A 24,543-nucleotide genomic window follows, 5' to 3' on the forward strand; every position below is an offset into this window, starting at 1 on the left:
AATCAGTCACTAGTCATCAGTCACTAGTCTTCAGTTACTTTTTGTTTTAATAATTCTTATGTAATATTTTTTGCTGATGACTAGCGACTAGTGACTGACGACTAATTACCTACTTGCCTTCAAATACCCCGCCAAGTCCGCCAAATGATCCGTTCCGATGTAATCCACACCTAAGTCCAACAACGTTTGATAAGCAATCATCGTATCTGGAGTCGCCCATAAACGAAGTTTGCGTCCCGCAGCATGCACCCGATCAACATAAACTTGCAATTTTTCACGCAGTGCCGGGGCCATAGGCACATTGCCACTCCATACTCCAAACTTGTAAAATGCCTCACTCTCTAGCTCCACATGCGATGCTAAAAAACTTGGCACCGGTTCATTCGACCGACCGTCAAACGTAATCCAATTTGGATATTTGACATAATCAGCCACTTTAGGGCGATTACCCGATATGACAATGCGTAATTTATTCTTTAGAATTAAATCCTTATGCGGCTCCAATGCCTTGATAATTAATGGCAACGTAGAGTCCGAAGAAGTCTTGCAATCAATCAAAAATTGGTGGAAATTTCCCGCCTTCCCTGCTTTCAACACCTGAATAATTGGCTCCAAATACAGATTCTGTAAGGTCCTAGACGCCTTCAAATCCTTCACATCATGGGCAACCAATAATTGTCCATTCACCGCATACACATCCGATTCAATCGAACCAAATCCCAAAGAAAAGGCCTCATAAAATGGTTTTTCATGCTCATAATCATTATGTGCATGTGCCTTGGAAACCACCGTCTGCGCCCACATTCCTGTCGAACACAAAAGCAAAAACAAAATCGCTACTTTTTTCATCTTACGGTTTCATGTAGTCACCCGACACAATCCGTGTCTTCGGATCCGTCGGACGGTTATAGATATACGCATACGTAGTTATCTTCTTTCCCTTCAACGTTACTTCAACTTGCTCCCGAATAAATAGACTTTCCTCCGGACGATCCGTTTCATATTCTTCATATTCATCTAACACGTTCAACAGCTTGACGGTATTTGATAACAAATACAATTCGCCTACTACTTTATCAGCCGGATTTGCTGAAGGAATAATGCCTGGATATTCAGCCACTTGGAACATTTGACCCTGATAACCCGCCATACCCACATAATCCGAATTTCGCGCAATTAAACGATGTAAATCATTTCCGCAATCGCGACGCAAGGTTCCATAAACGAAAATGTATTCCTCCACATCGGGCTCTGGCAACTTCGCCTCTTCCAACGTCAATACCAAATCTTCTTGTTCAACGACCGTCCCCTCATTCAGCACCACGTTCCCAATGATACCTTCAAACGGTGCCGAAACAATCGACTCCATTTTCATCGCCTCAATAATATACAACGGTGCATTTTTCTTCACTTCCTCCCCCGGTTTCACTAAAATACGACTCAATCTTCCTTGCAACGGAGCACCTATATCTCCTTTGCCAGTCGCTTTTGCATGTTGCGCCCGCTCAACCTTAATATTCTTATCTAGTATTTTCAAGCGACGCGCCTGACCATTCAAATCAAATGTGATATTTCGTAATCCAGACTCATCTGGGTCCGACATATATAAGTACTTGACAATGATCGTCTTACCTGGCTCAATCGTAATCATAATCTCCTCATCCTGCTTTAAACCATAGAAGAAAGCCGGCGTAGGCATCATCGTCAAATCACCATAAAGTGCTTGATTCTTATAGAAATCTTCATACACTTTGGGATACATTTTGTACGATAAATAATCGTAGAATCCACCTTCATGATCCGGAAATTTCACTTTGAAATTCGCATAATCCGTATCAAAATCAATCGGATCTAAGTGATCATTCGGTCGGCCTTCATAAGGCACCTCACCCTTCAACACAATCTCTTGCAACTGTTTCGGGAATCCTTGATACGGCTGACCCAAACCACCCTTAAAGAAATCTTTCACCGATTCTGGGAAAGATAAGGTCGAGCCTTTGGCGTAGACATCCTCCGCAGTCAAACTATTCGCGGTCATAAAGATGGCCATATCGCCCACCACTTTAGAAGATGGTGTCACTTTCACAATATCACCAAACAAATTATTCGCCTCCGAGTAATTCGACTTCAATAGTTCAAATTTATCCCCCACACCCAACGCGATCGCCTGACCACGTAAGTTGGTGTACTGCCCACCCGGAATCTCATTATTATACACCTCAGCCGTCCCAGCTTTCAATTCAGATTCAAACGGAAAGTACATCGCACGCACTGCCTCCCAATAATTCGAATATTGATTCAGCTTATTCAAATCCAATTTTGGATCTTTTTCGTGGCCTTTCAGCATGGCCACCAACGAGTTTAAGTTGGGCTGCGAAGTTAATCCCGACATCGAACCGATAGCCCCATCAACCACATCTACTCCCGCATCAATCGCCTTCAAATACGTAGCCGATTGAACAGAAGAAGTATCATGCGTGTGCAAGTGAATGGGAATATCGACCGCCTTTCGCAGTGCAGCCACCAATTTCTCCGCTTGGAACGGGCGTAAAAGACCTGCCATGTCTTTGATACAAAGTATATGTGCGCCTTCATCTTCCAGTTGGCGCGCCATATCCACATAATATTGCAGGTTGTATTTTTGATTCGTAAATACATCCCCTGTATAGCAAATCGAAACTTCCGCTAAACCAGGCGTACGCTCACGCACCGCACGTATCGACACCTTCATCGCCTCGATCCAGTTTAACGAATCGAAAATTCGAAAAACATCAATACCCGCTTCAGAGGATTTCTCCACAAACTTCTCAATTAAATTATCTGGATAGGCTGAATATCCCACGGCATTGGATCCTCTAAATAACATCTGCAAAAGCATATTCGGCATCGCCTCTCTAAACTCTTCCAAACGCTTCCAAGGAGATTCCTGCAAGAAACGCATCGCCACATCAAACGTCGCGCCACCCCAAACTTCCATTGAGAATAAATTCGGGAAAGATTTGGCGAAGCCAGAGGCGACGGCCAACATATCTTGGGTCCGTACGCGGGTAGCCAATAAAGATTGGTGCCCATCGCGGAAGGTCGTATCGGTAAATAAAACTTGCTTAGTGTCACGAATGTGCTTAGCAAATTTCTCTGGGCCGAGCTCCATCAATAACTGCTTGTATCCAGCTGGATATTCAGCAACATCCGAAATAATCGGAATGATTGGTTGGCGAAATGGAGCACTAGGCTTCACTTTAACATCCGGATTTCCGTTCACAATGACCTCGCCAAGGTATCGAAGTGCCTTTGTTGAACGATCACGGGTAGGTTTAAAATTGAATAATTCGGGATGATTCGCGATAAATGGAACTGTACAATGTCCCTCTTGGAACACGGGATGAGTAATCACATTCCGCAAAAATGGAATATTGGTCTTCACCCCACGAATACGGAATTCCGTCAATGCCCGATTTAAGCGTTCCGCAGCACCACGAAGTGTACGGCCTTTGGCAGAAATCTTCACCAACATTGAATCGAAATAAGGCGAAATTTTCACCCCGGGATAGGACGAACCCTCATCTAAACGAATACCAAAACCAGCTGCATTTCGATAGGCAATAATCGTACCAAAATCAGGCTTAAATCCATTAGCTGGATCTTCTGTCGTAATCCGACACTGAATCGCAAAGCCATTTAACGGAATTTTTTCTTGCGATTGAATGAAAATACCCGGATCAGATAACTTATAATTTTGGGCAATTAATATCTGCGTTCGAACTATATCAATCCCCGTCACCTCTTCCGTAATCGTGTGCTCCACCTGAATACGCGGATTCACCTCAATAAAGTAGATATTTTCATCCTTGTCGACCAAGAATTCAACCGTACCCGCATTGTAATAATTAACCGCCTTACCGATCGATAACGCGTATTGATATAATTTTTGCTTCGTTTCTTCCTTTAAACCAAACGAAGGTGCCACCTCCACAACCTTTTGAAAACGCCGTTGGACCGAACAATCCCGCTCATATAAATGAACTAAGTTGCCATGCTGGTCGCCCAACAACTGCACCTCAATGTGCTTTGGCTCGTGTATAAATTTCTCAATAAATAAAGTATCATCACCAAAGGCATTTTTGGCCTCATTTTTAGCTTCTGAATGTGCTTTTTCTAATTCTGCCTCGGAGTAAACCACCCGCATCCCACGACCACCACCACCGGCAACAGCTTTCACCATGACAGGGAAAGTAATGCGACGCGCTTCGGAAAGGGCGTTTTCGTACACCGACATATCTCCTTTCGAATCAAGGATCATCGGTACATTAGCTTTTAGTGCGGCAACTTTGGCTGCTACTTTATCACCGAGCGCATCCATGGCTTCTGGAGAAGGGCCAACGAATACAATGCCTTCTTCTCGGCACCGACGCGCCAAAACTACGTTTTCAGATAAGAAACCGTATCCCGGATGAATCGCATCAATCTTCTTGGATTTACATAACGTAATCAATCCTTCGATATCCAAATAAGGCTTCAAGGGCTCATTCTCTTTCCCGATTTGATAAGCCTCATCAGCCTTGTAACGGTGAAGTGAATAACGATCTTCAAAGGTGTAAACGGCAACGGTTCTGATTCCTAACTCAGACGCAGCACGCATGATACGAATAGCAATCTCACCGCGATTCGCGATCAGTAGGCTGTTGATTTTCTTAACGTAAGATTTGGGCATTCGAATTGATTTAATGCAGTCTAACAAAAATGATAAAAATATTGGGATTTCAATATCGCTGACAATACAAAATTTGGCAAATATTGAAATTTTACAATTATTATTGGGTTCGATACTAAAAAATAAGAGGTTTAAAAAAATCCTATTTCCTTCATTTGAAAATTGTTAACTTGCGAACCCTAATTTGACCTAACATTCATGAGCGCAACGAAACCTTTTATTGGCATCACCCTTGGAGATTATAATGGCATCGGTCCGGAGGTCATTCTCAAAGCTTTGGGTAGCCAGCGCATATTGAAATGGTGTACGCCAGTCATTTATGGTTCCAAAAAGGTTCTCGAATTCACGCGTAAGCAATTGGAATTACCCGAATGGTCAATCACTGAAATTAAGGATTTAAGTGAGGCAGGTTCCGACCAAAGCTATGTAATAACTTGTTGGGACGACACAAACACCCTAGTCGAATCTGGAAAAGTGACTCCTGAGGCCGGAAAAGCAGCTTTTTCGTGCTTGGATCGCGCGGCTAAAGACCTTGATTCGGGTGTTCTTTCAGCGATTGTTACGGCGCCCATCAACAAGCATAATATCCAATCGGAGGACTTTAATTTCCCTGGACATACCGAATATTTAACCGAACGTTTCGAGGCTAAATCATCCCTGATGATGCTCGTTAGCGACGAATTACGCGTAGGCGTTGCCACAGGACACTTGCCACTTTTAGAGGTAAGCAAAGCACTCAGCAAAGAACTCATCCGAGAAAAAATCACTACTTTTTTACAAAGTTTACGCGAAGATTTCGCGATTGAAAAACCTAAATTAGCTGTATTGGGATTGAATCCACATGCGGGTGAGGCAGGGCTATTGGGCCAGGAAGAATTAGAAATAATTCAACCGGTCATCGATGAATTTAGAAGCAAAGGCAACCTGGTTTTTGGTCCTTATCCGGCGGATGGATTCTTCGGAAAAGCGCAATTCAAGGAATTTGATGGGGTTTTGGGCATGTACCACGACCAAGGGTTAATTCCATTCAAATACATCGCGTTCGAAACAGGCGTTAACTTCACAGCAGGTTTGCCGATCATCCGCACGTCACCTGACCATGGAACCGCCTACGATATCGCAGGAAAAAATGAAGCTGATCCAAGCTCATTCTTGCATGCCTTCTTTTTGGCCATCGATTTAAGTAAAAACAGAATGAACGCATAGTATGGCGAAACGCGTCTTAATCATCGATGAGGTACACCCTTCCCTAGCGAAGGAGTTGCGCGCATTGGGTTTTGAAGTTGATGAAAAGCCCTATTTAAGCGCGTCTGAAGTTGACATTCACGGATATCAAGGACTCGTATTACGTTCTAAATTGCTTCTAACAGCCGAATTTATAGCTACTGGATCTTTGGAATTCATTGCACGAGCAGGCGCCGGACTGGACTTAATCGACCTGGATTATTGCGAATCCCAACATATAGCCGTATTCAGTGCCAATGAAGGCAATCGGGATGCCGTGGGCGAACATGTGATTGGCCAATTACTAAGTATCGCACGAAAAATAAATACGGCAGATTCAGAAGTACGCGCAGGAAACTGGAATCGCGAAGGAAATCGCGGTTGGGAATTACAAGGTAAAACCATTGGAATCATAGGCTACGGCAATATGGGCCAAAGCCTCGCTAAAAAACTACAAGGTTTTGATATGCAAATTATGGCTTATGATAAATATGCCCCGGCTACGCATAGGTTGGAGGACATATTTGAGCGGGCCGACATACTTTCGCTGCATATTCCTTTAACCGAAGAAACACGTGAAATGGTGGACCTCGAGTTTATCTCAAAATTTAAAAAACCAATCATCCTGATGAATAGCTCGCGCGGCGCCATTTGTTCATTGGACGCTATTTTAGCTGGATTGCAATCAGGCCAACTAATTGGACTGGCCTTTGACGTATTACCTAACGAGCAAGTTGCGAGGTGGTCGGACGCGGAAAAGGGCCGTTTTAGAGCTATTTCAGCCTTTCCACAAACTATTTTCAGTCCGCACGTTGCCGGCTGGACCCGCGAAAGTTATTGGAAAATAAATGACGCACTCATTGAAAAAATTAAAGCCTTTTATCAGCTATGAATTACCCCGAAAATATTGCTGAAAAATTAGGTTTTGACCACATACAGCGAGACATCTCGCAGGCTTGCCTCAGCCCTATGGGAGCTGAATTTGCAGCCAAAATGAAATTTTCTACCCGCCATTCAGTCGTTACATCTTGGGTTACCCAAGTACATGAGATGAAACAAATCATGGCGGAACATGGTGGCGAATGGCCCCAACAAGATTATTACGATTTACGTGCTTGGTTTGCGCCATTAAGTTTAGAAGGACATTATTTGACGCCAGAAGATTGGCGAGATTGGCACCGTGGACTGGATATTTTAGTGCAGATGATTCGCTTTTTTACGAATCTCGATGCGGATAAATTCCCTGAAATCAAGCGCATAACCCAACAATACCAAGCGAAGGAAACAGAGATGGAATTAGATTTCCGTCAAATTATTCCGCTTATCCAAGAGCTTGACCGCGTATTTGACGTGAATGGTCAAATCAAAGAAACGGCCTCTCCTGCTTTGGGTGATTTACGTCGGAAACGTTTTGCGGAAGAACAAAGTCTGCGTAAAAAATTAGATTCGTATATCCAACAAGCCTACAAGGAAGGCTGGGTGAGTAAAGACTTTTCGTTGACCTTGCGGAATGGTCGGATGGTCATCCCCTTAGCAGCCGAGCACAAACGAAAAATCAAAGGATTCGTCCAAGACGAGTCGGATACAGGGAAAACAGTTTATTTAGAACCTGCCGACGCGCTTGTATTAAATAACGAAATTAAGTCACTCGAGTCGGCTGAACGACGTGAAATCATTCAGATTCTAAGCCGATTATCGGATCGCGTGCGTCCCATAGTTCCCATGCTCGCCGCCTGGTTTCAATGGTTAGGCGTGATCGATTTTGTCCGAGCAAAAGCGGTTTGGGCCATCGAACATGACGCTATTTTGCCACATATTCAAGCGACACCCCATGTGGAATGGCGTGCGGCAAGACATCCGATATTAGAAGAATCGTTAACTAAAATTGGTAAGAAAATTAAGCCATTAGACATTACTTTAGATGCCCAAAAACGCATCATGGTCGTTTCAGGACCTAATGCTGGCGGTAAATCAGTTACGCTAAGTACCATCGGATTATTGCAATATTTGTTTCAAGCTGGTTGTTTGGTACCGGTAGCCGAAGGGTCAACCATGGGATTCTTTGATCAGATATTTCTAGATATGGGCGATGAGCAAAATCTAGAAAATGAGCTCAGTACGTATAGCTCGCACTTGAGCAACATGCGGTATTTCTTGCAACATGCGCAAGAGAAAACTTTGTTGCTAGTTGATGAATTTGGAACCGGAACCGAACCGTCACTAGGCGGGGCAATTGCAGAATCGATCTTAGAGAAGTTGGCCGACAAAGGTTCCTATGGTGCCATAAACACGCACTTTGGTAATTTAAAAAGCTTAGCGGATCGCAAGGCGGGGTTATTTAATGCGGCCATGCGGTATGATACCACCCACTTGGAACCTCAATTCATTTTAGATATGGGGAAACCTGGTAGCTCCTTCGCCTTTGAAATTGCGCAAAAAATAGGTCTACCTACTCAAATCATAGAAAATGCACGAAAAAAACTAGGCAAAAGCCAAGTGGATTTTGAAAAGTTATTGATGGAAACGGAGACGGAAAAGCAAATTTGGGAAAGCAAAAACAGCAGTCTTGCTGCCCAATTAACGCAGGCCGAACGCATCAAAGAACAATATTCTAGCCTCAAACAATTACTCGAGGAGGACCAAAAACGCTTACTTAATTCTGCCAAAGCGGAAGCAAAACAACTCATTAAAGATGCCAACCAAAAGATCGAACAAACCATTCGGGAGATCAAGGAGAAATCTGCTGAAAAAGAAGCGACCAAGGCAATTCGAAATACATTGACTGAATTTGCTACTGAAAAATTGGCCAATCCAGTGAAGAAAAATGAGCCAAAACCGGCGCCTGCTAAACCTATAGTGGGTATAATTGAAGTGGGTTCTTGGGTGGCAATCAAGCAAGCTGATGGCGAAGGGGCGGTTGGGCAGGTGCTCGAATTAAAAGGCAAAGATGCCGTGGTTGCTCTCGGCTCAATACGCAGCACAATCAAATTAAATCGTTTGGAAAAGACTGCGACACCCAAAGCTGAAAAGGCCACGCGCGTAGCCATGAAGGGCATTGATATGAATAGTCGGATGGCTCAGTTCACATTAACACTTGATGTGCGTGGAAAGCGTGGTGAAGAAGTCTATGTGATTTTAGATCAATACATGAACGATGCCATTTTATTGGGTGTTCCGGAAGTACATATTTTGCATGGTAAAGGCGATGGTATTTTACGTGCGCTAGTCAAGGAGCAACTCAAACGCTACCGCGAAATTAAGTCGGTGCAGGATGAGCATGCCGACCGGGGTGGTGCGGGAATTTCAATTATACAATTTAAGTAGCATGCGGTTCATTGGGTTTTTATTTGTCATCAGCTTGCTGTTTGCTTGCCAGTCGGAATACAATCTAGGCATCCGTCAGCTCAAAAAGGGCCAATACAAAGAGGCTGTTGAATCCTTTAATTTTGCCTTAGATCGCAATCCACGTAATTCAGATATTTTTTTTGCGCGGGGATTGAGTCGCGGCTTTTTAGATAATTATACGGGAGCGATTGCGGATTTGACGCGTGCAATTAAGTTGGACGAAAACCAACCGAACTATTATTTTTACCGCGCGTATTTCAAGTCACTCTATGGAAATAACCGAGGATCGATTGATGATTTTTCGCGCGCCATAGACTTGGAACCTTATTGGCCGGAAGCCTATTATAACCGTGGTGTGAAACTTGTGCACATTGGGCTTTTTGATGAAGCTTGCTCAGATTTTGAAACGGCCAAGTATTTGGGAGATACGCTTTCGAACAACTACCTAAATCTTTACTGTCGGCCCATTTTCTCTATGAAAAAGGAAAAAAATTAGTGAACTTTACGGCTTATGTTCGACCCAAGCAGCTAGAGACTTGAGTCCATTTCATTTACTACTCAATAATATGCTTAGGGTCTAGCGCCTAAGGTTAAATTTACAGGTATGTCATTAGCTAAAACGGGCGACAAGGTTGCCGTACATTACACAGGAAAACACGATGATGGTTCTATTTTTGATTCATCGGTTGGTCGCACTCCATTGGAATTTCAATTAGGTTCGGGTATGGTCATCAAAGGATTCGATGATGGTGTGACGGGCATGAGCATTGGTGAGAAAAAAACAATTGTGATTCCGGCGGCGGAAGCGTATGGCGAGCATTCGCCAGAAAACGCTTTGACTATTGAGCGTACGCAGATTCCAGAACATATTGAATTGGAATTGGGGGCTTCGTTGAGCATGCATCAAGATGGTGGACAAGTGGTTGAGGTGGTGATTACTGATTTGACAGAAACACATGTAACGTTGGACGCGAACCATCCTTTAGCTGGTCGTGATTTAACATTTGAATTGGAATTGGTAAGTATTCAATAGCATCCTATGAAAATTGATTTGCGCTCCTTTGTCCCACATGGACTTGTTATTCTTGGCTTTATTATCATGGCCTACATATACTGCGGACCTGTTTTGCAGGGAAAAGTATTGGTTCAGCACGATATTCAACAAGCTCAGGCGGCAGCACAGGAGAGCATTCAATTTAAAAAATCATCGGGTACGGATGCTTGGTGGACAAACTCCATGTTTGGGGGGATGCCTACGTACCAAATTTCCGGTTCCTACCCGTATAGCATTTCAAGCTATTTAGGCAGTTTTATTACCAATTTATTCCCGACACCAGTCAATTTATTGATACTCCAATTACTGGGAATGTACATTTTTCTATGGGCTTTTGGTGCCTCACCTCTACTTGGGTTTGCAGGATCTGTTTTTTACGCGTTTGCCACGTATAATATGGTCATTATTCCGGCGGGCCATACCTCTAAAGTGTTAGCATTGGCCTATGCACCAATGGTTTTAGCTGGCGTTCGTATGTGTTGGGGTAAAAATAAATGGATGGGAGCGGCCGTCTTTTCGCTGGCGATGTCGCTGGAATTATATGCCAATCACGTCCAAATTACCTATTATTTATTTTTCATTATAGGCGCTTACAAGCTTTATACGAGCATTCAAGCGATTCAAAATAAGACATTAAGTGACTGGTTTCAGCGCGGCGCATTGCTCGGTTTGGGACTGGCCTTGGCGATTGGAACACATAGCATGCGCCTTTGGAACAACTACGATTACAGTAAAGAGACAACGCGTGGAAAATCTGAATTAAAGGTTAATGCTGCGCGGGGAAATGGATTAGACAAAGGCTACGCGTTTGATTGGTCGTATGGCTTATCGGAAACGGGCACGTTATTAATACCAAATTTCAAAGGGGGTGCTTCGCAAGGGGATTTAGGTGGTACTAAGTCGGCGACTTTCAAAACCATGGTGGATGCCGGTTTCCCGGAGGAGCAAGTTTTGGGATTTGTGGAGAAAGGGCCTACCTATTGGGGAGAACAAAGTTTCACGGCAGGACCTGCCTATGCCGGTGCGCTCGTGGTTTTCTTATTTTTATTTGCGGCCTTTTACATCCACACAGCGGAGAAATGGTGGTTGATTGGAACGGCAATATTATTTATGACCATGTCATGGGGAAAGAATTTTGCCTTAAACTACGTCTGGTTTGATTATGTACCTATGTTCAATAAATTCCGGGCAATCACGATGGTGCTTTCGTTTGTGCAGTTGGCATTTGTGGGTTTGGGAATTTTAGGATTGATTCGCTTGGCGAAACTAAAGCCTAATTTGGCTGAAATCAAAAAGCCACTATTTTATGCACTTGGATTGTCGGCAGGAATTTGCCTACTTTTTGCCGCATTGCCTGATTTATTTTTTGATTTCAAAGGAGCGCAAGATGGTGCAGGAATCGTGGAAGATGCTGGGATGAATCAGGCGATTTGGACAAGTATTCGCTTAGATCGAATGTCATTATTCCGTTCAGATGCGATTCGCAGTTTAGTTATTATTTTGATTGGGGCAGGATTGCTAGTAGCGTCAACGTATAAAAACGTTAAAAAGGCAGTCTGGATGTCGGCCTTTATTTTACTCGGCATATTTGATTTGACGCCTGTTGCCAAACGTTATTTTGGCAAAGAGGTCTTTGTATCTAAAAGTACGTTAGAGGAACAGATTTTACCAAGCCCTGTGAATGAACAAATTCTGACGGATAAAGGGACGTATCGCGTATTAAACTCGACGGTATCCTTTATGAATGATGCCACCACAAGCTTTTATCATCAGTCGGTGGGTGGCTACCACGGCGCAAAACTACGTCGGTACCAAGAATTAATTGAGAAATATTTCGCTGGTAGCCCGGCACAGATGTCGGTGCTAAACATGCTTAACACCAAATACATTATTGGCGCAGATTCGGCGGGAAGGCTAGCGGCACAGGTAAATCCGTCCGCCTTAGGAAATGCGTGGTTTGTGAAGCAAGCAATTTGGACAAAAGATGCAGATGGGGCTCTAGCAGCGGTAGGCGAATTTAATCCTGGGGAGTCGGCAATTATCGAAGAGGTTGACCGAGCGAATGTGGTTGCTTTTGATTCGACTCAAACGGGCATGATTGCGTTAACAAGCTACAAGCCAAACGAATTGGTTTATACGAGTGAAAGTGCGCAAGCGGGTTTTGTTGTTTTTTCTGAGATTTATTACCGGGGAAACGTGGATTGGAAATCATTTATTGATGGAAAAGAAGTTTCACATGTTCGGGCCAATTATATTTTAAGGGGATTATCGGTTCCTGCGGGTAAGCATACAATTGAGTTTAAATTTGCGCCAAAATCGGTAGCATTAGGCAATCGGGTGGATGCGGCCTCATCGATAGGGTTATTGGCATTTATTGGCCTAGCCATTTTTCTAACCTTCAAACAACATAAAAAAGAAGCAGTATGATTTATTCGATGACAGGTTTTGGGAAATCCCAAAAAGAGGTGCAGGAGCTTCAAATACGTGTGGAGGTTAAAACCTTAAACTCAAAGTTTACTGATATTTTTTGTCGGCTACCCAAATCCATTTCCGCACGCGAAATTGAAATTCGTAATTTCTTAACGCAGCAATTAGAACGTGGTAAGATTGAATTGAGCGTTCAGATTCAAAAAAATCATGATGGAACAGCAGTAAGTATATTACCGCAAGGTCAGATTGCCTTGTATTATGCGGAATTGAAGCGTGTGGCATTGGAATTAGGTGTTTCGAATTTGGATGAAGGGGCTTTGTATTTACAGGCTTTAAATGTACCAACAAGCATTTCGCAAGAAGCAAAGGAGGAAAATGAGGAGGAGATTGAGGCTTTGTGGCAAGTAATTTATGAGGCGATTCAAGAGGCGGTTGCCGAGTGCAAGGAATTCCGAGCACGTGAGGGAAAGATTGTCGAGGATAAATTTAGAGAATACATTGCTTCCATCGCATCGGGATTACAGCAGGTAACAGAACAAGATTTAGTTCGTATGCCGGGTATCCGGGAGCGCATGAAAAAATCTTTATTGGAGCTTGGGCTCAATGAAGATTTTGACAAAAATCGTTTCGAGCAAGAAGTTGTTTATTACATCGAAAAGTTCGACATATCAGAGGAAAAAGTGCGTTTAAATACGCATTTAGGCTACTTCATTGACATTCTAGCGGAGGGAAATGGCAAGAAATTAAACTTCATGGCGCAGGAGGTTGGTCGGGAAATCAACACGATCGGATCGAAGGCAAATGACTCGCAGATTCAGCGATTAGTGGTGAACATGAAAGATGAGTTGGAGAAAATTAAGGAGCAGACGGCGAATGTTCTTTAGACGTTAGACGCTAGACGTTGGACGCTAGAGGTGTTTTCTTTGGAAGGGTTTGTAGGGACGCGATAATCGCATCTTTTTTCTCTGGCAAACCTTTCAGGATTGCCAAAGTTTGAGGCGTTTTTCACGCCGATTCCCAAATAAATGATGTATCGCGTCTCTACAATCCATTCAATAGCGCGATCCCCACACAACCCACTGCCAAACCCAGCCATTGTTTGCGCGTTAAACGCTCTTTGAAAAACACATAAGCCGTAACGGCACTCAATAAAATCACGCTCAAATTGTACATGGTCAATACCACCGCCGCATTATTTTGGTATGCGTCCAACGCCTTCAATAGGAAATAAAACGAGAAGAAATTGGGTAAGCCCAAAGGGATGGAAGCTAAAACGGAATTGCGATTCCAGTTGAGGGTGCCGTTCGCCGACTTCCATATCAACACAATAATAGAACTAGCCATCGAGCCGATCAACAACATCATGATGAAGGGAAGTGTACCGCCAACTTGCGCAGTTAGGGTGCTGTTCAAATAACTAAAAAGCGTATTTGTAAGCCCGTAAGCTACGAATACAGCTAATAATAACGCGACAACAGGCTTCGAATCGCTCGAAGCATCCACCTGTGGACTACAGAAATAAATCGCCGCAAATGAAAACGCTAATCCCGCCGCAATCGACCAAGTGATTTCACCACCTGTTTTTAGAATAAACAAATTGATGAGTACAGGGATCACCAAGGATATATTATTAGCCAGCGACGTAGGCGCCATGCCATTCTTCTGTGTCGAGAATCCAGAAAGCAAAAACGTAATCACAAATCCAATACCCATCGCCATTAACAACATGGTATCTGTTGCCGCGGGCCAATGAAACGGAATGGCAGACGGTTGGTGAAAGTAAGCCGTCAAAAAACAAACCGGATAATTCAACAGAATCGCTATACGCGTATCCACTTGAAAGCGCGCGTGCGCTCTAAAATTCACCAGCAAAAGCACGGAGAAAATGACACTTAAAATTAAATAAAGCATGTTATGATTTTTTAACTAGGTCCTCTAAAATACCTACCCATTCCGGGGAATTATTTAGGCTTTCCACCAACTGCCAATGCTCTCCGCCCGCTTCCTCAAACAATTCTTTATACTCCTCTCCTACTTCAATCGTGGTTTCTAGACAATCTGAGACGAATGCCGGAGAAAATGCAAGAATTTTCTTCTTTCCCTCAGCTACTAATTTTTTGATGGTTTCATCCGTATAAGGCTGTAACCACGGATCACGACCTAGTCGGCTTTGAAAAGCCGTACTAAATGTCCCTGGCTTTAAGCCCATTTCAGCAGCGATCCGACGCGTTGTTTCGTGGCATTGCGCCCGATAACAGCCATGATTTTTCTCGGTTATAGTTTCGCAACACGTACCAAAAACACAGGTATTCTTCGTATAATCTCCTTTACGAATGTGACGCTCAGGAACTCCATGATAGGAGAATAAATAATAATCGAAATCAACATCCTTTTGGTAGTTGGCCGCTTTAGCGGCAAAATACTTGGCAAAATCAGGATGATCATAAAAATAGCTAACCATCGAAAGCGCCGGCATCACTTGCCAGTCTTTCATTAATTCCATCACACGCTCATAAACGGATCCTGTTGTAGCAGAAGCATACTGCGGAAAGAATGGAATGACAATTAATTTCTTGAGGTTTTTAGACTGCATATCAGCTAAAGCTGATTTCATATCAGGTGACTGATATCGCATGGCTAAACGCACGTAATACGAATCTCCTAGTTGAACCTGCAAATCTCGAGCTACATCTTCCCCATAATATTTGAGGGGTGAACCGCGTTCATCCCACAATTCTTGGTAGATCTTAGCGGATTTTGGCGCACGAAAAGGTGCGATGATTCCATTAACGAGGATTGTTCGAAAAATATAAGGAAAATCGATTACTCGACCATCCATTAAAAATTCGCGTAAATATTTACGAACAGCAGGGGTTTTCGGATTATCCGGTGTACCCAAATTTACAAGTAGAACTCCAATCATAACGCAAATTTGGCCTAAATAATTAGAATACCCAACCTTCTGGTGTGATTTTTGTTCGCGTTGACCCTTCTACACAAGGCGTTCTATCCTGGCAATTGGCTGAACCTGGAGGGCAAGAATAAATTTCACCTGGAATCGAAAAAGTCATTGGCGTATATCCTTCAGGAACACCAATACGTCGATCAATATTAAAGATTTTCTTACGCACAGAAAAGACATTGAATATACCCAATACACGCTCCTCAGGTTTCGTCACCGATTTAATATTTAAACTAAATCGTGTTTCAGCGGGAACATCAAATAGAGATCCACTTGACTGCACGGACGAAATCAACGATTGATAAAAACTGTAGGTATTCTTTGTTACGGAACGCTGCTCTAATCGGAAATAATATAAACCGTATCCATCAAATGGCAACCGCGCGACTTGTCGGCCCACCACCCGCTGCCCATTCGTCAGTACGTCCGAAAATACATTCAAATCATTATTGGTTGATATATCCCAACAATTTCCATCACACAGATAATTCAAAATGTTGTCATTGGGAAAACGAGGCGCCACACAATCGAGCGTACGGACAAAATCAAATCGCGCTCCATCCGTGCAGGTCTTACAAATCTGAGCTTTTTCATAATGTTTCCAGTTCCACATGTAGTAGTCTCCTTGATTCGGCAAGTCTTTAAAATCCAAATACACAGTGAAACCAGCACGCCGTGGATCAACTTTCGAATATTGTTCAAACGCCTCAAAACGGACAATGGTATTTTCTATTTCGGGAACAGCCTTCATGGTTTCGACCGTACTCTCGTACTGATTACCTATCAGGGTACGAACAAAAAGTTTATACGAAGTGCCAACTTTGCCCACAAATCCAGCGGGAGGCAAATACGTACCTAATGGCTTAGCGGCTTCTTTAAATATAGTCTTCACGCCATTATTGTCTAGGATATAGACCTCCGCTTTTGTAACAGGTTGCGCTAAAACAGATAAAATACGATTTGCAGAACCTGTAATGCGGATTTTACATAATTCAGGATCATCTGCTATATCTGCTTCAATGGTCATGTACGAATTTGAATCTTTCTGAACAAAATTTTCAATAGGCTGTACGCATGAAAACAAAAAAGCAACAAAAAATAAGGGTATATATTTAATAGGCATTGCTATAAAAATTTAAAGTTGTAGGTCATCGAAACAAAAGGAGACGCAAAAACACTTAGTTCGTATGCTTTCAAGCCATTTTTGGTTGACTTAAAGAATACGGAATATGGATTTTGACGTCCATATAAATTATATACCGTAAACACCCAGCTTCCCTCCCAGCGCTTATGTTTCATTGAAGGATTATTAATCGTCCAAGAGAAATCTAAGCGATGGTAATCTCGAATTCGGTCATTATTCCGCTCTGCAAAAACAGGGTATTTCTTTCCGCCAATCTCATAACTACCCGATGGCGAAGAGAATGGTCGGCCTGTATTATACGCAAATGTAAAAGAGAAACTATGGTGTGTCGTAGGCTGAATATTCCACATGACATTAAACGAGTGTGGTTTATCGTAGTTTGTAGCAAACCAGTTACCCCGGTTAATCGACTGAATCTCTGGAAAATCACCAATCATCTGATTGAAAGCGCGGGCATAGGTATAAGATATCCAACCCGAATTTTCGCCTTTCTTTTTTTGAACCATCACCTCAAATCCATAGGCTTTCGATTTACCCGAGATTAATTGGGTCTCAATGTTGGGGTTCAACTGTAAATTTGCCCCCGACACAAAATCTAAGGTATTGCGCACATGGCGATAATATGATTCCAAAGAAATCTCAAAAACATTTTCATTAAATGTTTTAAAGAAGCCAATTGACGCAAAATCACTTTGTTGGGGTTTTATAAAAGAATCAGCGGTTTTCCAACGGGAAGTTGGCAATGGCGTCGTGTTATTCGACAACAACTGGAAGAATTGCTGCTGTCGGTTATATCCCAATTTCATAGTTGCATTCTCGGCCAATGAATATTTCATTGTCAAACGTGGTTCAAACCCGCCAAAAGTGGCCATTACCTCACCTGCTTCGTATGTTTTCTTTGAGACAATTGAATTGATTGAAGGCATAAAATCGGGTGTATACGTATTCACTGTTCCAGCACCAATTCGCCAATATTGGGTATAGCGTAATCCAGCTTGAATGGTCAACTTCTCATTAATTTTCCACTCATCATCCACATAGACTGCGGCCTCTAGTGATTGCTCATCGTCCAATTTCACTGTTGACACACGAGAAACAATTCCATCATTCAAAGTTCCGGGGGTGATATCGTACCGCGTCACGGATACCCCAAAATTCAACTTATGCTTTTCCACTGGCTGGTAGTCAAAACTGAGCGAGCCATTTCGGTATAAAATCGAACTATTCAGATCAATCGTGTTAACGGAATCTGGTGCATAGGTTTTAGTGACGTAGTTGGATAAAGCCGCGCTCACCAACATGTTTAATTTGGGTGAGAAGTAATGATTCCAGTGCAAAGAGGCATTTTTGTGTCCGTAATCAAAGGAAGTCTGCTTGGCAACTACGTTCTCAATACTAAATAAAGAATCTACGCGGTAGTAATCGTTGCTGAGGTACGCTGAAACGGAGATCGTATTTTTCGCGTTAGGCCTAAAATATATCTTAGTCGCAATGTCCGAGAAATTAGCCCGAATATTTTTTAGATTATCGGGGGCAACAGCTTTAAATAAAAAATCATTCGCTGATAATCTTCCTGCAACAAGCACAGATAATTTATCTTTGATGATTGGAATTTCAGCCATAATTCGGTTCGAAACCAATCCAATTCCACCTTGCATTTTAAACTTTTCGGTGTTTGGCTCAATCATTTTAATATCGAGTACGGAAGCAGTCCGACCGCCAAATCGGGAAGGAATTCCTCCTTTGTATAGTTCCAAATCCCGAATTGCATCTGATGCAAAAACGGAGAATAGGCCGAACATGTGTGTCGGGTTAAAAATAGGCGTATCGTCAATATAGATCAAGTTTTGATCCACGTTGCTACCTCGAATATTCAAGCCATTTGCCCCTTCGCCCACGGAAGAAACACCAGGCAACGATTGGAGGCTACGAATGACGTCCACTTCCCCCATCATGGTAGGCAATTTTTTAATCCCTTTTAAACTAAGGACAGTAACGCCCAATGAAGGCGTTTGAATATCTTTTTTGTTTGTTGACGCAGACACAATCACCTCCTCCAACTGCTTTGTCACATCGTTAAGAACCACATTAAGCGTCATATCGCCTTTGATGTAAACCTTAGTACGAAAAGGATTATATCCTACATTACTAACTTTGACGACATATTCGCCTACGGGAAGCGATATTTTGTAGAGACCTTTGGCGTCAGAAATCGAACCTGACTTTTTAAAGTCGACCGAAATGACGGCGCCCACCAGCGGTTCGCCCGATTGCGCGTCAGTAACTTGACCACTTAACAAAGGAAGAATGTACTCTTGGGCACTTAGATTCGTGTAAACACCGAAAAAACCCAGCCACAACAGGCGGGTAAAAGTTTTATACATAAGTTAATAGCTAAATAGCAAAGGGTAATGATACGGAAATTCTCAGAGAATCGTCACCCGAGTAGCGACCAAAGGGCCGATATTGCGACAAACGCTAATGTAAACGGAATGAGTACTTTCCAGCATAAGTACATAAATTGATCTACGCGGACGCGAGGAAGTGTCCAGCGAATCCACATTTGAAGTGCGATAAGCACATACGTTTTAGCCATAAGCCAAAAGAATCCCAAAATGGTAGCTTGAATAGTCCCTGGAATTCCATTTGTCCAATCGGCCAATCGCGCAGAACCCACGTTTGGCAAGGGGGAATACCAGGCTCCCCAAAATAAAATGACGCCTAAAATGCTGACAAGCAGCATCATACCATATTCGGACAAGAAAAGTAAAGCCCAGCGCATCCCGGCATATTCTGTATGAAAACCTCCGACAAGTTCAGATTCCGCTTCGGGAATATCAAAAGGTGCCCGATTGGATTCAGCAAGAGAAGCGATAAAATAAATGATAAATAAGATAAAGAAGAACGGCATGCGCACCACATTCCACGCAAGTATTCCCCCAATTTCCTGCACCTCAATTCCTAGCGCCTTTATCCCAAACAAATACTGCACCTCGTGAGAAAAAATGCCTTGCTGGCCCGCTATCACCTGCAAATTCAAACTTCCTGAAATCATGACCACACATAAAATGGTGAGGCCGAGTGGAATTTCGAATGAGACTAATTGGGCAACAGAGCGGATAGCTCCTAAAAGCGAAAATTTATTGTTGGACGTCCAGCCGGCCAACAAAATTCCGAGGGTATCCAAGGAAACGATTCCCATAAATAACATGACGCCCATGTCGGTTTGACTGCCTTGGAGCCAAGTTCCGGAACTGAGTGGAATGACGGAAAACGCGCTGAAAATAGCTAAAAAGATGATCCAAGGGGCGAGTAAAAATAAACGTCTTTGCGCCAAAGCTGGAACGATATCTTCCTTTTGAATCAGCTTTAACAAATCGGCAAACACCTGTAATAAACCCCAGTGGCCAACTTCCATGGGACCTAAACGGTCTTGGATAAACGCTGACAATTTACGCTCAACATAGACGCAGATGATGACATTGACTGTCAATAAAGCGAGGCAAATGAGGAGCGCGGTCAACATTAATTAAGCGCATTTAAGGCTTGCAAGAAATCAGCTTTAAGGTCATCGATGGATTCAAGCCCGACAGCAATACGCACTAATCCATTGGTAATTCCTAAGGCTGCTTTTTCTTCAGCAGGTAATTTTGAATGGGTGGTAGATGCTGGGTGGGTAATAATCGTACGCGAATCGCCTAAATTAGGTGAAATGGATGCGATTTTTAAAGCTTTGCTAAAAGCAACCACTTTTTCGAAGCCACCTTTGATATCGATTGTTAGGATACCGCCACCATATTTCATTTGACGTTTTGCCAAGTCATATTGGGGGTGGGATGCCAAAAATGGGTATTTTACAGTTTCGAGCGCAGTATGGCCTTCTAGAGCCTCGGCTAATGCTTGTGCATTTTCTGAATGCTTTTGCATCCGCAAGTCTAATAATTCTAAACTTTTCGAAAGAATCCACGCGTTAAATGGAGATAACGAAGGACCTGTATGGCGCGCAAAAAAGCGAATCTCATCCATGTAAATCTTCTTACCACAAATAACACCACCTAATACACGCCCTTGTCCATCGATGTATTTCGTTGCCGAGTGAATAACTAAGTCGGCACCTACGTCTAACGGCGTCTGTAAAATGGGCGTAGCGAAACAGTTATCTACGGCTAAAATAATATCGCGTCCTTTTTTTAGTGCAGCTAATGCTGGTAAGTCAATTAATTCTAGGCCGGGATTCGAAGGTGATTCACAAAAGAAAAATTTCGTATTGGGTTTAATTGCTGTTTCCCAAGCTGCTATATCTGCTCCAGGAACAAAAGTGCATTCGATGCCCCATTTGGCCGTTATTTTTGTCAAAATTTGGATGCATGAACCGAATAACGCATTGGAGGCAACGATGTGATCGCCTGCTTTTAGCAATCCGGCCATGGATGCAAAAATGGCTGCCATGCCTGTAGAGAAAGCTAATCCATCCTCGGCGTTCTCCAGCATCACCATTTTTTCCACGAATTCATCCACATTGGGATTCATGTAACGTGAGTAAATATTACCTGGTTTTTCCTCGGCAAAAATCGCTCTTCCCTCTTCAGCATCGTCGAATGTAAAACTTGATGTTAAATAAAGAGGTACCGAATGTTCACGGTTATGGGATCGCTCGGCTTGAATCCGAATCGCTTTCGTTTGTTTTTGCATCAGCTTGTAAAATTAATCTACAAAAGTAATAGAATAGTGGGAAATCGTGCCTATTTGGCATTCAGTATTTTTAAACCTGATAAACACCTGCAAGCGAACAGAATTATTTCAAGATAAATGAGTAAATTTCGCCGTTGGTCTACCTTTAGAAGACAATAAAATAGAACTATGAAAAAACAATTACTTTATGCCTTAAGCGCGGCGCTTTTGTGTATTTCTTTGCAAACTCAAGCACAAAAATGGACAAAGTTATTTGATGGCAAAACCTTCAATGGGTTCAAACAACTAAATGGTCAAGCAAAATACGAAGTGAAAGATGGTGTTATGGTAGGAACTACCGTAGCCAATACGCCTAATTCTTTCATGGCCACCGAACAAGAATACGGTGATTTTATCCTTGAATTCGATGTTAAAGTGGATAACAGAATGAATTCTGGCGTTCAGTTCCGGAGCCTTTCTATCCCGGAATATCAAAAAGGTCGCGTACATGGCTATCAAGCCGAAATCGATCCTTCAGCACGTGGCTGGTCTGGTGGAATTTATGATGAATCCCGTCGTGGCTGGTTATCTCAAAACGAGGGTAAGCCTGAAGCTAAGAAAGCATTTATGTTAGGGGACGTTTGGAATCACTACCGCATTGAGGCGATTGGAAATACGATTCGTACGTGGATCAATGATATTCCTGTTTCATATTTGGTCGATGATATGACTGCCAAAGGTTTCATTGCTTTTCAGGTGCATTCTATATATGGTGACATGAAAGCAGGCATGCAGGTGATGTGGAAAAACATCCGTATCCAGACGGGTAAGGACATGCAGCCACGTCCGAATGATGGAAAAACGGTTGTTGAGAATTATACCTTGAATACCTTATCTGAGCAAGAAAAAGCAGCCGGTTTCAAATTATTATTTAATGGAAAAGATTTAACTGGCTTCCGTTCGGCGTTTAAAACGACAGCTCCTCCATCGGTATGGACGGTTGAAGATGGAACTTTGCACGTGAATGCTAAAGGTGGAAAAGAGTCGGGCAATGGCGGCGACATTTTGACAAATGATCAATATGGAAGTTTTGAGTTAACGTTCGATTTCAAATTAACAGAAGGCGCCAATTCAGGCGTGAAGTATTTTGTGAACGAAACCTACAACTCAGGGATGTCGGCCATTGGATTAGAATATCAAGTTCTAGATGATGCCAAACACCCGGATGCGAAATTAGGGACTGTTGGCAATCGCACCTTAGCCAGTTTATATGACATCATTCCTTCTAACAAAAATGATGCGCGGTTTCAAAAGAAAATTGGGGAATGGAATCACGGGCGTATCATCGTATATCCAAACAACATTGTTCAGCATTGGTTGAACGGGTTTAAAGTATTGGAATATGAGCGCAAGAGCAATATATTTAACGTATTGGTTGCACATAGCAAGCATGCGAAATGGCCGGGTTATGGCGCCCAAGATAAAGGAGCTATTTTATTTCAGGAGCACGGGGATTCCGTGTTTTACAAAAACATTAAAATCAGAGAAATTAACTAAATCTTACTATGGAAAGAAGATCATTTATTCAAAAAGGTGCATTGGCGACGTTGGGAACACTCGCATTTAGTGCCAAATCGTACAGTAAAATCATTGGAGCGAACGACCGTGTTCGCGTGGCGTGTGTCGGTTTTTCTGACCGTCACCGCGCATCTCACGTACCTCCATTTAAGGCCTTGGCTAAGGAAATGAACTTTGAAATGGTGGCGTTGTCGGATCTTTGGAACCGCAGACGTGATGAAGGAAAAGCGTATTTAGAAAAGCAGTTGGGTGGAACTATCCAAACCTACCGTAACAACGAGGAATTGTATTCAGCGAAAGGAATTGATGCGGTGTTTATTTCGACGGCGGATTTCCAACATGCCTTGCATACGATTGAGGCGGTGAAAGCAGGTTGCGATACGTATACGGAGAAACCATTGGCAGAAACGATGGAAGATAACCGTGCGGTATTGAAATCGGTAAAGGATTCAGGAAAAATTGTTCAAATCGGATCGCAACGTCGGTCAGGAGAGAACTATTGGGCAGCTGACGAATTCATTAAATCCGGAAAATTCGGCGATATCAAAATGGTGGAGTTGATGTGGAATGTAAACCAACCGGCTCGTTGGAGACGCCCTGAACTAACAAGCATTTTAAAAGAGTCAGATATCGACTGGAAGCGTTTCTTAATGAATCGTCCGGCAGATAAATTTGACCCACGTAAATACTTAGAGTATCGTTTATTCTGGCCTTATTCATCTGGAATTCCAGGACAATGGATGTCGCACCAGATCGACACCGTACACTGGTTCTCAGGCCTAGCACATCCAAACTCGGTTGTTGCCAATGGTGGAATTTACCAGTGGAATGACGGACGTGTTAATGCGGATACGTTGACTGTGGTATTTGATTACGGTCAAGGAAACAAAGGATTCCAAGTTCAGTTCACATCTCGATTCTCCAATGGAGCGGGTGGTACAAAGGAGATTTACTACTCTAATGGAGGTGAATTAAACTTAGACACGAATACGATTTCACCAAACGGTGGTTTACGTGAGCGCGAGGCGAAAGCGATGGGCATGCAGGCGAATTTGTTGCCAACGATGAAAATTGAAGGTGCTAAAGTGGCTACAGATGCAGATACAGGTGGTGATTCATTGACGTTCAACCACGTGAAAAACTGGATGGAATGTGTACGTTCACGTAAGACACCGAATGCACCGATTGAAGCTGGTTACCAGCACTCTATCGCTACTATCATGTCGAATGCGGCGTATCGCACAGGCCAGCGGGTTACTTTTGACCAAAAGACGCAAGAGGTAATGGCGGGAGATAAGGTATTTAAGTATTAGGCAGTAGTCAGTGGTCAGTCGCTAGTCACTAGTCACTAGTCGCTAGTCGACAGTCCGAAGGAAAATAGTCCGGAGGGAAAGTTCAAAGTCTGTTTATTCAGTCAAGAGCTT

General features: G+C 42.9%; 17 protein-coding genes. 9 read left to right on the forward strand and 8 right to left on the reverse strand.

Translation table 11 applies throughout. From position 1 onward, the window contains the following. Positions 1–105 precede the first annotated feature (105 nt). Complete coding sequence (locus tag AC1W6K_RS01050) at positions 106–849, reverse strand: PI-PLC domain-containing protein (RefSeq protein ID WP_481720785.1); 744 nt, start codon at positions 847–849, stop codon at positions 106–108. 1 nt (position 850) lies between these two features. After that, complete coding sequence (locus AC1W6K_RS01055) at positions 851–4,711, reverse strand: pyruvate carboxylase (RefSeq protein WP_481946116.1); 3,861 nt, start codon at positions 4,709–4,711, stop codon at positions 851–853. Between the two features lie 198 nt (positions 4,712–4,909). On the opposite strand from AC1W6K_RS01055, the gene pdxA reads away from it, so the two are divergent. From pdxA to AC1W6K_RS01090, 7 genes are all read left to right on the forward strand, one after another. Next, complete coding sequence (gene pdxA / locus AC1W6K_RS01060) at positions 4,910–5,917, forward strand: 4-hydroxythreonine-4-phosphate dehydrogenase PdxA (RefSeq protein ID WP_481946117.1); 1,008 nt, start codon at positions 4,910–4,912, stop codon at positions 5,915–5,917. A 1-nt stretch (position 5,918) separates the two neighbouring features. After that, on the forward strand, positions 5,919–6,827 hold the full coding sequence (locus tag AC1W6K_RS01065; RefSeq protein WP_481720779.1) for an NAD(P)-dependent oxidoreductase: 909 nt from the start codon (positions 5,919–5,921) through the stop codon (positions 6,825–6,827). Next, positions 6,824–9,259: an endonuclease MutS2 gene (locus tag AC1W6K_RS01070; protein WP_481946118.1), complete on the forward strand. Its 2,436-nt coding sequence runs from the start codon at positions 6,824–6,826 to the stop codon at positions 9,257–9,259. Before AC1W6K_RS01065 ends, AC1W6K_RS01070 begins: the two co-directional genes overlap by 4 nt. Next, positions 9,207–9,776 (forward strand): tetratricopeptide repeat protein, encoded by a 570-nt coding sequence (locus AC1W6K_RS01075; RefSeq protein ID WP_481720775.1) that lies wholly within the window; start codon positions 9,207–9,209, stop codon positions 9,774–9,776. Before AC1W6K_RS01070 ends, AC1W6K_RS01075 begins: the two co-directional genes overlap by 53 nt. Before the next feature lie 108 nt (positions 9,777–9,884). Beyond that, entirely contained in the window at positions 9,885–10,313 is a 429-nt protein-coding gene (locus AC1W6K_RS01080) for an FKBP-type peptidyl-prolyl cis-trans isomerase (RefSeq protein ID WP_481946119.1), read from the forward strand. Positions 10,314–10,319: 6 nt separating this feature from the next. Continuing rightward, positions 10,320–12,761 (forward strand): hypothetical protein, encoded by a 2,442-nt coding sequence (locus AC1W6K_RS01085; protein ID WP_481946120.1) that lies wholly within the window; start codon positions 10,320–10,322, stop codon positions 12,759–12,761. Next, positions 12,758–13,648, forward strand: a complete 891-nt coding sequence (locus AC1W6K_RS01090; RefSeq protein ID WP_481720771.1) for a YicC/YloC family endoribonuclease — start codon at positions 12,758–12,760, stop codon at positions 13,646–13,648. Before AC1W6K_RS01085 ends, AC1W6K_RS01090 begins: the two co-directional genes overlap by 4 nt. A gap of 157 nt (positions 13,649–13,805) precedes the next feature. Here AC1W6K_RS01090 and AC1W6K_RS01095 read toward each other — a convergent pair whose 3' ends face one another. Genes AC1W6K_RS01095 through AC1W6K_RS01120 form a run of 6 tightly spaced genes read right to left on the reverse strand, consistent with a single transcriptional unit; the run spans position 13,806 to position 21,562 of the window. Continuing rightward, the gene (locus AC1W6K_RS01095) at positions 13,806–14,675 is read right to left on the reverse strand and encodes an EamA family transporter (RefSeq protein ID WP_481720769.1); all 870 of its coding nucleotides are present in this window, start codon (positions 14,673–14,675) and stop codon (positions 13,806–13,808) included. 1 nt (position 14,676) lies between these two features. Then, positions 14,677–15,687 carry a ferrochelatase gene (gene hemH, locus AC1W6K_RS01100; protein WP_481720767.1) on the reverse strand — a complete coding sequence of 337 codons (1,011 nt, stop codon included), beginning with the start codon at positions 15,685–15,687 and terminating at the stop codon, positions 14,677–14,679. Between the two features lie 22 nt (positions 15,688–15,709). Continuing rightward, positions 15,710–16,849, reverse strand: coding sequence for a DUF4249 domain-containing protein (locus AC1W6K_RS01105; protein ID WP_481720765.1), 1,140 nt, complete (start codon positions 16,847–16,849; stop codon positions 15,710–15,712). A gap of 2 nt (positions 16,850–16,851) precedes the next feature. After that, positions 16,852–19,254 (reverse strand): TonB-dependent receptor, encoded by a 2,403-nt coding sequence (locus AC1W6K_RS01110; RefSeq protein ID WP_481946121.1) that lies wholly within the window; start codon positions 19,252–19,254, stop codon positions 16,852–16,854. A gap of 53 nt (positions 19,255–19,307) precedes the next feature. Next, a complete protein-coding gene (locus tag AC1W6K_RS01115) occupies positions 19,308–20,396 on the reverse strand; it encodes a complex I subunit 1/NuoH family protein (protein ID WP_481946122.1) in 1,089 nt (362 codons plus the stop codon). Next, positions 20,396–21,562 (reverse strand): trans-sulfuration enzyme family protein, encoded by a 1,167-nt coding sequence (locus AC1W6K_RS01120; protein ID WP_481720758.1) that lies wholly within the window; start codon positions 21,560–21,562, stop codon positions 20,396–20,398. The genes AC1W6K_RS01115 and AC1W6K_RS01120 overlap by 1 nt, the downstream gene beginning before the upstream one ends. A gap of 168 nt (positions 21,563–21,730) precedes the next feature. Between AC1W6K_RS01120 and AC1W6K_RS01125 the strand changes: the two genes are divergently transcribed. Together AC1W6K_RS01125 and AC1W6K_RS01130 are read left to right on the forward strand one after the other, a co-directional pair. Next, positions 21,731–23,098 carry a 3-keto-disaccharide hydrolase gene (locus tag AC1W6K_RS01125; protein ID WP_481720756.1) on the forward strand — a complete coding sequence of 456 codons (1,368 nt, stop codon included), beginning with the start codon at positions 21,731–21,733 and terminating at the stop codon, positions 23,096–23,098. 8 nt (positions 23,099–23,106) lie between these two features. Beyond that, positions 23,107–24,432: a Gfo/Idh/MocA family protein gene (locus tag AC1W6K_RS01130; protein ID WP_481946123.1), complete on the forward strand. Its 1,326-nt coding sequence runs from the start codon at positions 23,107–23,109 to the stop codon at positions 24,430–24,432. The last annotated feature ends 111 nt before the right edge of the window (positions 24,433–24,543 follow it).

Source organism: Aquirufa sp. (assembly GCF_964796385.1).